Here is a 14,960-nt window from a genome sequence, read left to right on the forward strand (position 1 = left end):
ATTTCTTAAAGTACAGTTCTTAATGACTGATCAAGTTGTGGCTTAAATTAGTTTTTTCCGTAGACATGATGTGTTTTTGTGTATAGGTTTATTGAAAGATAATAACTATAGTTATTGATAATTACTTCATATCAAATTAAAGACTAAGTACTACTGGTAACGTACTAAGCCTTTTAAAATAATTGACTTTATATTTATAATTTGCAAGTATTAATGTACAGTCTTTCGACTGTTACATCTTTTTTGAAAAGTAAAATGGACTTTATTATCTTCAAGGAGGAAGTCGAATGTCAACTATCGGTCATTCAGTCTTAAGCAAATCAGAAAGCCCAAATTCTAAGAAACTAAACACATCACTAAAAGTAGGTGTGGTCCTTATTTCGTCTGTAATTCTAGCCTCTTGTGGACTAGATAGTTCTTCTAGCTCATATTACTCTGCACCGACTACGAACCCAGATGATCCAGAAATAGATCCAGGTACCGGTGATGAAGGCACAGGCGATAATGGTACCGGTGACGAAGGTACAGGCGATAACGGTACCGGTGATGAAGGCACAGGCGATAATGGTACCGGTGATGAAGGCACAGGCGATAACGGTACTGGTGATGAAGGTACAGGCGATAACGGTACTGGTGATGAAGGTACAGGCGATAACGGTACTGGTGACGAAGGCACAGGCGATAACGGCACCGGTGATGAAGGCACAGGCGATAATGGTACTGGTGATGAAGGTACAGGCGATAATGGCACTGGTGACGAAGGCACAGATCCTGAAGGCACAGATCCAGTAGAGCCAAATGAGCCTGAAGCAGCCAAGTCAGGTGTACAGTCTTTAAACGTTAATGTTGCGCCATTAGGTAAAGTTTTCAAAACAACAACCAGCGACTTTGAAGCAGACGAAAACAGTGTTATTGCTCGTGCTGACTTAGCATCAGAATCAGAGCCAGGTGCTGGTGATGGTCTATTAGGTGAAGTTCCAGTCACTATTTCAAGTGATAACGATAGTGAAGTTGCTGGCTCTAATGGATTTAAATCTTATGATGGCGAGGCTGTTGTAGGTGCATTAGGTCAAGAGTTGCCGCTAACTTATAGTTCAGTTTATAAAGACTACGATGATGTTATGCGCACTGGTCATATTGACGGCAAAGCAGTATATAGTGGTATGGAGTTGCCAGTTGATGGTGTCGCTGTCGTAGGTAATGCCACTAAAGCTGAGAATGTACCTACTGAAGGTACTGCCAAATATACCGGTGATGCTACTCATCGTAAGCTAGGTATTGGTAATGATATTGAGTTTGGTACCTCTGAATTCACGGCCGACTTTGTTGGTAAGAAAGTTGAAAGTGATCTAAGCTTTGAAAAAGCTGGTAATATTTCATTAACAGCCGATATCGATGGTAATAAATTCTCTGGCACTGCTGACGCTAACAATGGTTATGCAACTGAAGGTGGTTTCTACGGCGGTGATGCTGACTATCTAGGAGGTGTATACGAAGGTAATGAAGCTCAAGGTACTTACGGTGCAGCGAAAGACGTGGCAGAAACACCTGAAGAGCCAAGTGAACCTGAGACTCCAATAGCACCTGTTAACCCAGACGTAGCACCTGATGCTGAAATGACCGGTTTCCAATCAACGGCATTAAGTAGTACTAAGCGCACACTGCCATTTGGTGCAGGTGAATTAGAGAATGCGATTGGTTATGTTGCTATCCGTAATGACAAATCAAACTGGTCAGGCAACCAAGATGACTTAGTTGATAAGGACGGAACATTAGTTCCTGTAGATACAGAAAATGGCGATAACTTTACTGCATTTAACAAGTTATCACTACGTGCTGATATGGTGAAGCCTGACACAGTACAAAAGCAAATAGATATTGCTTTAGATACACCTAAAAAAGTAGTAGTTGAAGCTGGTAAAGGCGGCTTAAATCCAGACTTTGTTTATAAGTCTGTGTATGAAAGCTTTGATACGCAAATGCAAGTTGGTCATGTGTATGGACATATCAACTCAGGATTTGTTGGTGATCTATCACGCGTTGCTAACGTGTACGTACAAGGTCACTTAACGGCTCAAGAAGACATCGACTACTTAAAAGAAGTTAACGATGGTAAAGCAACCTATGCAGGTAGTGCCACATACATCGAAAACATTCACTTAGGCGATGGTAATAACGATGCATTTGCACCAGTTAATGGGTCATCAAACTTTGATGTTGACTTTGTGAATAACTCAGTGAAAGGTGAGCTTGCCTTTGACGGTGACTTCAAATATATGCCAGAAGGCAACAAGATTGGTATTGAAGCAACTATCGATGGTAATACTTTTGCAGGTAACGTGAATGGTATTGATACTGCCGGTGGCTTCTATGGTGAAGATGCTCAGTTCTTAGGCGGTATTTACCAAGACGCTTCAGTTGAAGGCGGTAAAGGTGATGTCGCAGGTACTGGAACCAAGTTTCAAGGTACATTCGGAGCTGAGAAACAATAAGCCAAAACTAGAAGTAATTTTTATAAAAAAAGCGTCCCAATGGGGCGCTTTTTTTTAGCTGAAAAGATAATTTAACTTATATTTAAATTTTTATGGTTCATTCATGGTACTAAAAAAATTGTAAATAATTATGACCTGTTGAGTTCAGTTGTATATAAAAATTAAGTTATTGAACCTATTCAATTATAGGTAATAACTATATGGTTTTGATAGTTTCCGTCTATCATTTACAGTATGGGTTTAAATAATGTTAATGTTAGTTTCAATGTTTCTATGACCTTACTAACTATTTAAAAGGATTGACTTTATATAAAGAATTTGCAAGTATTAATGCACAGTATTTCAACTGTTTCATTTATAGTAAAGCTGAATGGATTTTTTATCTTCATGGAGGAAGTCGGATGTCACCTATTGGTCATTTAATCTTAGCGGATGCTACATCAAAGAAACTTAACACCCCCCTTAAAGCCAGCGTCGTGCTGATATCCTCTGTCATACTTGCTTCATGCGGGTCTGATGGCAGTTCATCTTATTATTCAAGCCCAACCCCTATTGTTGACGATGAAAAATCAGAAACAGGTAACGGCAATGAAGGTAATCAAGATACCGGTGACACCGATTCGTCGACTGATAATCAGGATGAATCTACAGATAATCAGGATGATACTAAAGGTGATACAACCGACCCTGAAGCCACCGATCCTAGCGATGAATCAACAGATGATGAAAAAGATGATGCGAGCGAAAGTGACGCACTAGAAAAAGCACAGGCTGAAGCTGAGAAAAGCAGACAAGAAGCCCAACAACTTAAAGAAGAGTTGGAAAAAGTAAAAGCCGAAGCAGAGCAAGCGAAGGCTGAAGCAGAACAAGCCAAAAAAGAATTAGAAGAGGCACTTAACTCAGGCAGCGGTAACTCAGAAGCACTTCAAGCAGCCGCTGAAGAAAAAGCCAAGCAAGCTGAAAAAGCATTGCAGGACTTACAAGCAGCAGAAGCCGCAGCTCAAGAGGCCATTGCAGCAGCAGAAGCTAAGGAAAAACAGGCTCAAGATGTCATCAATGCAGCCGCTGAGGCGCAAGATGCAGCTGAGATTAAGAATGCGCCTGAATCAGCGAAGAGCGGTGTACAGACACTAAATGTTGACGTTGCGCCACTAAGCAAAGTATTTAAAACAACTACACGTGACTTTAGCGCCGATGACAACAGCGTTGTTGCACGTGCTGACCTAGCATCACAAGATCCGACTACTCCTGATAAGCCTGGGTTATTAGGTGAACTAACCATCACCACATCAGGTGAAGGCGATACCGATGTTGCTGGTACAAATGGCTTTAAAGCACATGATGACAATGCAATTGTTGGTGCATTAGGTCAAGAGCTACCACTAAGCTACACCTCAACTTATAAAGACTTTGGCGATGACATGCGCATTGGCCACATTGATGGTAAAGCCGTCTTTAGTGGTATTGAGTTGCCAGTAAATGGTGCCGCTGTGATTGGTAACGCCACTCAAGCCCAGAATATGCCAACAGAAGGTACGGTTGGTTATACCGGTGATGCGACCCATCGCAAGCTGGGTCTTGGTAATGCCATTGAATTTGGTTCATCGGTATTTACTGCAGACTTTGTTAATAAAAACCTAGAAGGTAAATTAAGCTTTGACAAAGCAGGTGATATCGCGCTTAAAGCTGGCATTGATGGCAACCAATTCTCAGGTGCAGCAGCAGATAATGACGGTTATGCAACTGAAGGTGGTTTCTACGGCGGTGACGCACAATACCTAGGCGGTGTTTACGAAGGTAACGGAGCACAAGGTACTTATGGTGCTAAATCTGATGCACAAACTGCAGCAGAACAAGCAGCCGTAGACGCTCAAGCTAAAGCAGATGCAGCACAAGCAGCCATTGCAGAGCAACAAGCTAAAGCAGACGCAGCCAAAGCGGCCGCAGAGAAAGCTCAGGCTGATGCCCAGAAAGCTCAAGCGGCGTTAGAAAAAGCACAAGAGAACCTAGCCAACGCTGGTGAAGGCGGAGACGGCGGTTTAGCTAACGCCCTAGCACGTGCAGAAGCCGCAGAAGCTGCACAAGCCGCAGCTGAAGAGCTAGCAGCCAAAGCTCAAGCAGCACAAAAAGCCGCTGAACAAGCCAAAGCTGCTGCAGAAAGTGCACAAGCAGCCGCTGAACAAGCAGCCGACAAAGCAGTGGGTGAAGCTAAAGCTGAAGCGGACAAGTTAGTTGCTGCAGCCAAAGCAGAAGCAGAAGCTGCCAACGAAGCTGCTCAGACAGCCAAAGCCGAAGCAGATGCAGCCAATGCTGCCGCTGACAAAGCGAAGACAGATGCAGAGGCTTTAGTTGCTGAAGCGAACAAACAGAAAGAACAAGCAGAAGCAGATGCGCTACAAGCGCAGAAAGAGGCAGACGCTGCTAATAAGCTAGCTGCAGCAGAGAAAGCCAAAGCAGAAGCTGCTCAAAAAGAAGCAGAGACGGCTAAATCAGAATTAGCAGACGCACAAAAAGCTTTAGAAGAAGCAGAACAAGCCTTGGCTGATGCCTTAGCAAGTGGCGGCGGTAACACAGAAGCGCTACAAGCAGAAGTAGATCGTAGACAAGCAGCGCTTGATGCAGCCAATGAGGAAGCGGCAGCAGCCCAACAAGCCGCAGCAGACGCTATTGCAGCGGCACAGAAGCAAGTTGAAGATGCTCAAGCAGCACTACAAGCAGCGACTGATGCAGCGGCAGCAGCTGAGATTAAGAATGCGCCTGAATCAGCGAAGAGCGGTGTACAGACACTAAATGTTGACGTTGCGCCACTAAGCAAAGTATTTAAAACAACTACACGTGACTTTAGCGCCGATGACAACAGCGTTGTTGCACGTGCTGACCTAGCATCACAAGATCCGACTACTCCTGATAAGCCTGGGTTATTAGGTGAACTAACCATCACCACATCAGGTGAAGGCGATACCGATGTTGCTGGTACAAATGGCTTTAAAGCACATGATGACAATGCAATTGTTGGTGCATTAGGTCAAGAGCTACCACTAAGCTACACCTCAACTTATAAAGACTTTGGCGATGACATGCGCATTGGCCACATTGATGGTAAAGCCGTCTTTAGTGGTATTGAGTTGCCAGTAAATGGTGCCGCTGTGATTGGTAACGCCACTCAAGCCCAGAATATGCCAACAGAAGGTACGGTTGGTTATACCGGTGATGCGACCCATCGCAAGCTGGGTCTTGGTAATGCCATTGAATTTGGTTCATCGGTATTTACTGCAGACTTTGTTAATAAAAACCTAGAAGGTAAATTAAGCTTTGACAAAGCAGGTGATATCGCGCTTAAAGCTGGCATTGATGGCAACCAATTCTCAGGTGCAGCAGCAGATAATGACGGTTATGCAACTGAAGGTGGTTTCTACGGCGGTGACGCACAATACCTAGGCGGTGTTTACGAAGGTAACGGAGCACAAGGTACTTATGGTGCTAAATCTGATGCACAAACTGCAGCAGAACAAGCAGCCGTAGACGCTCAAGCTAAAGCAGATGCAGCGCAAGCAGCGATTGCAGAGCAACAAGCTAAAGCAGACGCAGCCAAAGCGGCCGCAGAGAAAGCTCAGGCTGATGCCCAGAAAGCTCAAGCGGCGTTAGAAAAAGCACAAGAGAACCTAGCCAACGCTGGTGAAGGCGGAGACGGCGGTTTAGCTAACGCCCTAGCACGTGCAGAAGCCGCAGAAGCTGCACAAGCCGCAGCTGAAGAGCTAGCAGCCAAAGCTCAAGCAGCACAAAAAGCCGCTGAACAAGCCAAAGCTGCTGCAGAAAGTGCACAAGCAGCCGCTGAACAAGCAGCCGACAAAGCAGTGGGTGAAGCTAAAGCTGAAGCGGACAAGTTAGTTGCTGCAGCCAAAGCAGAAGCAGAAGCTGCCAACGAAGCTGCTCAGACAGCCAAAGCCGAAGCAGATGCAGCCAATGCTGCCGCTGACAAAGCGAAGACAGATGCAGAGGCTTTAGTTGCTGAAGCGAACAAACAGAAAGAACAAGCAGAAGCAGATGCGCTACAAGCGCAGAAAGAGGCAGACGCTGCTAATAAGCTAGCTGCAGCAGAGAAAGCCAAAGCAGAAGCTGCTCAAAAAGAAGCAGAGACGGCTAAATCAGAATTAGCAGACGCACAAAAAGCTTTAGAAGAAGCAGAACAAGCCTTGGCTGATGCCTTAGCAAGTGGCGGCGGTAACACAGAAGCGCTACAAGCAGAAGTAGATCGTAGACAAGCAGCGCTTGATGCAGCCAATGAGGAAGCGGCAGCAGCCCAACAAGCCGCAGCAGACGCTATTGCAGCGGCACAGAAGCAAGTTGAAGATGCTCAAGCAGCACTACAAGCAGCGACTGATGCAGCGGCAGCAGCTGAGATTAAGAATGCGCCTGAATCAGCGAAGAGCGGTGTACAGACACTAAATGTTGACGTTGCGCCACTAAGCAAAGTATTTAAAACAACTACACGTGACTTTAGCGCCGATGACAACAGCGTTGTTGCACGTGCTGACCTAGCATCACAAGATCCGACTACTCCTGATAAGCCTGGGTTATTAGGTGAACTAACCATCACCACATCAGGTGAAGGCGATACCGATGTTGCTGGTACAAATGGCTTTAAAGCACATGATGACAATGCAATTGTTGGTGCATTAGGTCAAGAGCTACCACTAAGCTACACCTCAACTTATAAAGACTTTGGCGATGACATGCGCATTGGCCACATTGATGGTAAAGCCGTCTTTAGTGGTATTGAGTTGCCAGTAAATGGTGCCGCTGTGATTGGTAACGCCACTCAAGCCCAGAATATGCCAACAGAAGGTACGGTTGGTTATACCGGTGATGCGACCCATCGCAAGCTGGGTCTTGGTAATGCCATTGAATTTGGTTCATCGGTATTTACTGCAGACTTTGTTAATAAAAACCTAGAAGGTAAATTAAGCTTTGACAAAGCAGGTGATATCGCGCTTAAAGCTGGCATTGATGGCAACCAATTCTCAGGTGCAGCAGCAGATAATGCAGGTTATGCAACCGAAGGTGGTTTCTATGGCGGTGACGCACAATACCTAGGCGGTGTTTACGAAGGTAACGGAGCACAAGGTACTTATGGTGCTAAATCTGATGCACAGACTGCAGCAGAACAAGCAGCCGTAGATGCTCAAGCCAAAGCAGAAGCAGCACAAGCAGCCATTGCAGAGCAGCAAGCTAAAGCAGACGCAGCCAAAGCGGCCGCAGAGAAAGCTCAGGCTGATGCCCAGAAAGCTCAAGCGGCGTTAGAAAAAGCACAAGAGAACCTAGCCAACGCTGGTGATGGTGAAAGTGCATTAGAGTCTGCGTTAGAGCGTGCGCGCTTAGCAGAAGAAGCACAGCAAGCTGCTGAAGAAGTTGCGACTAAGGCACAAGCTGCTGAAGCTGCAGCTAAAGAAGCACAAGCTACAGCCGAAAAAGCACAACAAACTGCTGAACAAGCAGCCCTAGATGCCAAGGCAGCTGCAGATAAAGCCATCGGTGATGCCAAAGCCGAAGCAGACAAGTTAGTTGCTGAAGCCAATACAGCAGCGGATGCGGCTAAAGCGGAAGCAGATCAAGCGAGAGTAGCTGCTGAGAAGGCTAAGGATGATGTAATTAAGGCTAATACTGCTAGAGATGAAGCACTGGCTGCTAAGGCGGAAGCAGAAAAGAGAGCTAAAGAAGCAGAAGATGCTTTAGCGGCTTCAAAAGAGTTACCGCCTGCTCCAGAGAATCCAGAAGTAGCTGCTTCTAGCACTATTACTGGTGTGCAGAGCAACAACTTAGATGGTCATAGAGAAACTAAGCGTGGTGATATTGTAGATAATAATACAAGCAGCTTCGATATTTTAAGTAGTAGAGTTAATGAGCTTGACACACGCTATGCTTCAGAGGCAATTAATCTGACTCTTAGAGATAAAGCATCTGACCAAGCATATAATGGTAATAAGGATGGATTTAAAGTTCATACTGGTAAAGTTATTGTGCCAGGTGTAGGCCAGGTTAACGAGTCTAAGTCACGTGATTTAAACTACACTTCTGTATACAACAATTTCAATGAAGACATGCAAATTGGTCACGTTTACGGGGTAATCGATAGAACATTATATGCTGATGGCAAACTATCAACTGTCTATGCACAAGGTAAGTCAACCAGTGCTGAAGACATGAAATACATGAAAGAGTTATCACAGTACAATATTGATAACAAACTCAATGATGGTAAAGTCAACTATGAAGGTGTCGCCACCTACATGGAAAACGGTAATGTTGAAGGCCCAGTACTGGGTAGCTCTAAGTTTAATGTCGACTTTGTTGATCAGCAAGTAGATGGTTCGTTATCATTTGCTGGTATGTCTGACAAGAAGCTGAAAGCTGAGATTACTGGTAATAAATTTGCAGGTAACTGGAATGGCTTAGATACCCAAGGTGGTTTCTATGGTAATGATGCTGATTTATTAGGCGGCGTTTATAGTGATAGCAAAGGTAAAGGTACTTATGGTGCGGAAAAAGTAGCTCCGCCTGCACCTGTAGATCCTGTAGACCCAACAGAGCCTACTGAACCAACAGGCCCTGTTAACCCAGACGTAGCACCTGATGCTGAAATGACCGGTTTCCAATCAACGGCATTAAGTAGTACTAAGCGCACACTGCCATTTGGTGCAGGTGAATTAGAGAATGCGATTGGTTATGTTGCTATCCGTAATGACAAATCAAACTGGTCAGGCAACCAAGATGACTTAGTTGATAAGGACGGAACATTAGTTCCTGTAGATACAGAAAATGGCGATAACTTTACTGCATTTAACAAGTTATCACTACGTGCTGATATGGTGAAGCCTGACACAGTACAAAAGCAAATAGATATTGCTTTAGATACACCTAAAAAAGTAGTAGTTGAAGCTGGTAAAGGCGGCTTAAATCCAGACTTTGTTTATAAGTCTGTGTATGAAAGCTTTGATACGCAAATGCAAGTTGGTCATGTGTATGGACATATCAACTCAGGATTTGTTGGTGATCTATCACGCGTTGCTAACGTGTACGTACAAGGTCACTTAACGGCTCAAGAAGACATCGACTACTTAAAAGAAGTTAACGATGGTAAAGCAACCTATGCAGGTAGTGCCACATACATCGAAAACATTCACTTAGGCGATGGTAATAACGATGCATTTGCACCAGTTAATGGGTCATCAAACTTTGATGTTGACTTTGTGAATAACTCAGTGAAAGGTGAGCTTGCCTTTGACGGTGACTTCAAATATATGCCAGAAGGCAACAAGATTGGCATTGAAGCAACAATCGATGGTAATACCTTCGCAGGTAACGTGAATGGTATTGATACTGCCGGCGGCTTCTATGGTGAAGATGCTCAGTTCTTAGGCGGTATCTACCAAGACGCTTCAGTTGAAGGCGGTAAAGGTGATGTTGCAGGTACAGGAACCAAGTTCCAAGGTACATTCGGAGCTGAGAAACAGTAGTAATCAGTTCCTCTTATGTTTATTTTAAGGAGTAATGCTATGATTGTTAGCCGTGGTTAGGTTTAATAATCATATTGTCCAAGCAATATAAACTTCCATTTAAAGCAAAGCAGTAAGAAAAAAAGCGCCTTAATGGCGCTTTTTTTCTCGCAAAATTATCAATATTATCTTATAGTTAAGGGTAGAGCCTGTGAAAGTAACTTTTTTAGGTTATGCTAGTACGACTGGCCTGCTTAAGTTTTAATATAACTTGACCATAAGTTACTGAAACAGTAGATTGCATGTTGCAAAACATACTATTTTAATGTTTTCATAGGGCAGAAGATTTTAATCCAATTACGTATTCTATTTATGGAAAGACGTGCTGAGCTATCTTAACGCTTAGCGAACATGTTAGGGATAACTATGACACAATCGCATTTTTTAAAGAATGTTACCGCCACTGCGCTTTTATTAAGCATGGTATATACACCACTGGCTTATGCGGCAGACGACACCAGTAATGATTTTGCTGGTATTGGAGAGGGCGCAACTGACCAAGCATCAGAGCTTGAACGTCTAGAAAGACAAAACGCAGTACTTGATAAAACAGTACCGACTGCCAAAGTCACCACCTCTGAGCTGAAAAGTGCACTGGAACAGCGTCGACCACAGCAGGTAGCACAAAGCTATGACTTAGAAGCGCTAAAAGCGGATCCCGTTGCTTTCACTAAGTACTTAAATGCCGCTTTAGCTGCACAAGATATGGCCACTGTTAAAGCGCTACTCCCTCATTATAAAGGACTACAAGTCAACGACCCGATGTTGATTAATTTTGCCGATGCCTTGGTATATCGCAGTGAGGGTCAGAATAAAAAAGCCATTGCCATCTATAAAGATATGTTGGCTGAAAACCCAGACTTCCATCCAGTACGATTGAACATGGCACAAGCCTTATATGCAGATAAGCAATATGCTGCTGCACAAGACCAGTTGCAAAAGTTAAGAGGTGCAGACATTCCTGAGCCAGTTATGGCACGAGTGACTGGCTTGATAGAGCGTATTGAGCAGCAAGAAGAGTGGCGATTCAATGCATCGGTTAGTTATGTAGAAGACGATAACTTAAATGATGTGCCTGAAAAGCAAATGACCGGCAAGTTGGGTACAACGCCGAAGCCGGAATCAGGCAATGGCTTACAAGTATCTGCCAGTGCTAGCAAACGTATTAATTTACCTAAAAACTACTATGCAGAGCTTGGCGGTAATGCTTTTGTTAAAGGTTATTGGAATGCCAGTGAGTATAACGATTATCTATTAACCGCTTCTGCGGGTGTCGGCTATGATGATGCCAAAAATGACTTCTCTGTAACGCCATTTGTGACCAAGCGTTATTATGGTGAAGACCCATACAGCTGGCGTAAAGGGGTGACTTTAAAAGCATCAAGATGGGTTCAGCCTAAGTTCAAACTAACCGCAACCGGTATCTTCTCTAACGAAACCTTTGATGACAATAACAATAAAAACCGTGAAACCGATGGTCGTTTTTATGGTTTAAATGGCTTATATATTCAAGATGCGAATCAGTACTTTTATGGTGGTATTGGCCATTATGAAAATGATGTGCCAAAAGCCAGCATTATTAGTTATGACCGAAATTCAGTCAATATTGGTTGGGGGCGTGAATGGGGTCAAGGCGTATCAACCTTAGCTACTGTCGGCTATGGGGTTAAAAAATATGACGACCCTGCTGAGGATCTTTCAGAAGGCGCCTTAGTTAACTATTACAGTACCTTTGGTGGCGAGCCGGGTAGCCGACGTGAAGATAAGACCAAGTCGATCGGTTTACAAATCTGGAAGCGTGACTTGACACTTCTGGGTCTAACGCCACGCTTGGTGCTTGATTATGATAAGACCAGCAGTAACTTTGCTTATTATGATGACAGAGATGATAAAACAGCAACGGTTATGTTAACTAAAACCTTCTAATTTTATCTTCATCTTAGTTAACACATAAAAAAACCTCGCTATTTAGCGAGGTTTTTTGTACATAGCGTTATTTATGCTTAATTTAACACACTACATGATGGTGTGGCTTAAAGCATATCTTCCATCTCTTCATATTTGGCTCTGATATGCGCGCTTGGTTCAGCCGTTGCAAGACTACCAATAACGATCGCAATTGAGCTTAAGATAAAGCCTGGGATAATGGCATATAACCAGTCATTTAACGCCGTACCATCTGCGGTTTGAAAGCCGCCATATACCCAAATGATAACGGTTACTGCACCGACAATCATACCCGCTAGGGCACCATTACGGTTCATACGCTTCCACATTAAGCTGATTACAACCAGTGGACCAAAGGCAGCACCGAAGCCAGCCCAAGCGTTAGAAACCAATGATAGTACAGAGCTGTCTGGATCTGAGGCTAAGAAGATAGCAACCACAGCGACCAGTACGACTGAAATACGGCCAACCAATACTTGACGTGCTTCTGGTGCATCTCTATCAAAAAATAGCTTATAAACGTCACGGGTTAACGAGCTTGATACCACCAATAACTGTGAAGAAATGGTACTCATAATGGCCGCTAAAATAGCCGCTAATAAGAAACCAGATACCAGTGGGTGGAATAAGAAGTTAGTGAATACTAAGAAAATAGTCTCAGGGTCATCCAAGGTCATGGCTGTCTTTTGCACATAAGCACGACCAGCGAAACCTGTCATTAATGCACCAATAAGGCTGACAATCATCCAGCTCATACCAATGTTACGCGCTTTTGGCACATCTTTTACTGAGCGAATGGCCATAAAGCGAACAATAATGTGTGGTTGACCGAAGTAACCTAGACCCCAAGCCAACAGTGACAAGATACCAAAGAATGTCATGCCACTAAAAATATTTAGTATTTCAGGATCGATGTTACGGATAGCAGTCGTAGTTGCACCAACGCCGCCCAAATCAGTAAAGGCAACAATAGGTACGATGATCATGGCAAATAACATGATCACACCCTGCACAAAGTCAGTGGTTGATACGGCCAAGAAGCCGCCAAATAAGGTGTAAGCCACAACCACACCAGCAGTGACCCATAAGCCTGTGCTATAAGTCATGCCCAATGCGCTATCGAATAGCTTGCCGCCACCGGCCAAACTGGCTGCGGTATAAACCGTAAAGAATAAGATAATAACGATGGCTGAGATGACTCTAAGCAGATGCGATTTGTCTTCAAATCGGTTAGCAAAGTAATCGGGAAGGGTGATGGCGTTGTCTGCAATTTCGGTATAAACACGCAGTCTCGGTGCCACTAAGATGTAGTTTGCGAAGGCACCCATTGTCAAACCTAGGGCAATCCAAATACTGACCACACCTGAGCTATACATATAGCCGGGTAGACCCAGTAATAACCAACCTGACATGTCTGATGCCCCTGCTGAAAGCGCAGCAACACCTGGACTTAGGTTACGACCACCCAGCATGTAGCCTGCTGAGTCGTTCTCGGCCTTGAAGTAGGCCCAAATACCAATGCCAATCATTAATAAGAAATATAGGCCGAGCGATATAAGCACGCCTGAAGATATTCCATTCATAAAAAACATCCTTAAGTAATTAATTTTTTAAGCACAAAAAAACCATTATGTAGCAAGTATCATAATGGTTTTTTTAACTAAATTAAAAGAGTATCAACAAAAGTTAATAGAATTGATATATAGAACAGTACGATGAACGTTTTGTATAACTTGCTGGTATAGTATTTTGCTCAAATCGCATTGTTAAAAGTCCCATACACAGACAGTTAAAATACTTGATGTTAACGCAAGATTTTAAAAAGTATATTGTTAGAACTTGGGGCTTAAGTTATAAACGTCATTTTAAAAATTAAGCCTCAAACGATGACTTTGCTATTAAGTTACATACTATTAACTTTTGGCAATATGTGGGCATTATAAAGCAAAAATTAATCAATTACGAATGCAATTGTTATGAGTCAATTGCCGCTAGCTAAATAGTGACTATGGCAGTAGCTATGCAATTGACTCATTAGAGGCGGGATGTGTGAAGTAAAGGTAGGCTGTTGATTGAGTTGGTGTTAGTCAATCGGAGCCAACATTTGCATCAAGGCATCGACACTGGCAGAGCGGGTTAGGCTTGGGTTAATGACCACACCAAGATAGCGCTGTAGCTCCAAATCATGAGCCATGTCGATATATTCTAGCTCTTGATTGATAAGGGTCTGCGGCAATACCGACCAACCTAAACCAACAGAGACCAACATACGAATCGACTCAAGTGGGTTAGTGGTCATCGTGGCATAAGGCTTAAGGTTTTGCTTGGCGAACTCTGCCAATGTAATCTGGCTAGTAAAGGTATTGGCCGCCGGTAAAATAGCCGAATAGTGTGCCAACTGCTCTAAGGTGACATTGGTCTTTTTCGCTAGCGGTGATAAGGTGCCAGTCACGAAAAATAGCGGATCAGACCACAGCGTATGGTATGTCAAACGCTTGTCATACACAGGCGGCAAGGTCAAAAAGGCCAAAGACAGCTCGCCATCTAGCACCGCTTTGTGCGCCGCTTCCGAGTCAACAAAGTGAACTTCTAGTTGAACCGATGGGTAAGCTTGAATGAACTGCTTAAGTACAGGCGGCAGATGATGCAGGCCAATATGGTGACTGGTACCGATGACCAATTTGCCTGAAATGGTTTGCTGTGAGTTTTGGATGTTGATCTTAAAATTATCATAATCATCCAACCAGCGCTTGGCATGTGGCAATAACTCGTTGGCTGCTGCAGTCGGTACAATGCCACGGCCTAGGGTGTCGAATAAAGTGACCTTGAACTCGTCTTCAAGATTCTTGATACGCTTACTCACGGCTGGCTGAGTAATAAAAAGTTTTTCAGCTGCCCCTGAGATACTGCCCGTTTGCATTACAGTGATAAACGTTGTTAAATTTGTGGTATTCATGGTTAGCCTAAA

The 14,960-nt window shown here is 43.8% G+C and carries 5 protein-coding genes; 3 read left to right on the forward strand and 2 right to left on the reverse strand.

The annotated features are described in order from the left end of the window. Window positions 1–287: 287 nt before the first annotated feature. The 3 genes from A6J60_RS10320 (at window position 288) to A6J60_RS10330 (ending at window position 11,971) form a co-directional block, all read left to right on the forward strand. Window positions 288–2,492 (forward strand): transferrin-binding protein-like solute binding protein, encoded by a 2,205-nt coding sequence (locus tag A6J60_RS10320; RefSeq protein WP_096065920.1) that lies wholly within the window; start codon window positions 288–290, stop codon window positions 2,490–2,492. A 401-nt stretch (window positions 2,493–2,893) separates the two neighbouring features. Then, a complete protein-coding gene (locus A6J60_RS10325; protein WP_096065921.1) occupies window positions 2,894–10,006 on the forward strand; it encodes a transferrin-binding protein-like solute binding protein in 7,113 nt (2,370 codons plus the stop codon). Between the two features lie 405 nt (window positions 10,007–10,411). After that, window positions 10,412–11,971 carry a surface lipoprotein assembly modifier gene (locus A6J60_RS10330; protein ID WP_096065922.1) on the forward strand — a complete coding sequence of 520 codons (1,560 nt, stop codon included), beginning with the start codon at window positions 10,412–10,414 and terminating at the stop codon, window positions 11,969–11,971. A 107-nt stretch (window positions 11,972–12,078) separates the two neighbouring features. Here the strand turns inward: A6J60_RS10330 and putP are convergent, their stop codons facing one another. Continuing rightward, window positions 12,079–13,575, reverse strand: a complete 1,497-nt coding sequence (gene putP, locus A6J60_RS10335) for a sodium/proline symporter PutP (RefSeq protein WP_096065923.1) — start codon at window positions 13,573–13,575, stop codon at window positions 12,079–12,081. Between the two features lie 500 nt (window positions 13,576–14,075). Further along, on the reverse strand, window positions 14,076–14,948 hold the full coding sequence (locus A6J60_RS10340) for a LysR family transcriptional regulator (protein ID WP_096065924.1): 873 nt from the start codon (window positions 14,946–14,948) through the stop codon (window positions 14,076–14,078). Window positions 14,949–14,960: the final 12 nt, after the last annotated feature.

This window comes from Psychrobacter sp. FDAARGOS_221, from assembly GCF_002313155.2.
GTDB lineage: Bacteria > Pseudomonadota > Gammaproteobacteria > Pseudomonadales > Moraxellaceae > Psychrobacter.

Excerpts from the sequence above, each read along its gene's own strand:
- A6J60_RS10320 (WP_096065920.1), top strand. The coding sequence starts at position 288 with ATGTCAACTATCGGTCATTCAGTCTTAAGCAAATCAGAAAGCCCAAAT.
- A6J60_RS10340 (WP_096065924.1), bottom strand. The coding sequence starts at position 14,948 with ATGAATACCACAAATTTAACAACGTTTATCACTGTAATGCAAACGGGC.
- A6J60_RS10325 (WP_096065921.1), top strand. The coding sequence starts at position 2,894 with ATGTCACCTATTGGTCATTTAATCTTAGCGGATGCTACATCAAAGAAA.
- putP (WP_096065923.1), bottom strand. The coding sequence starts at position 13,575 with ATGAATGGAATATCTTCAGGCGTGCTTATATCGCTCGGCCTATATTTC.
- A6J60_RS10330 (WP_096065922.1), top strand. The coding sequence starts at position 10,412 with ATGACACAATCGCATTTTTTAAAGAATGTTACCGCCACTGCGCTTTTA.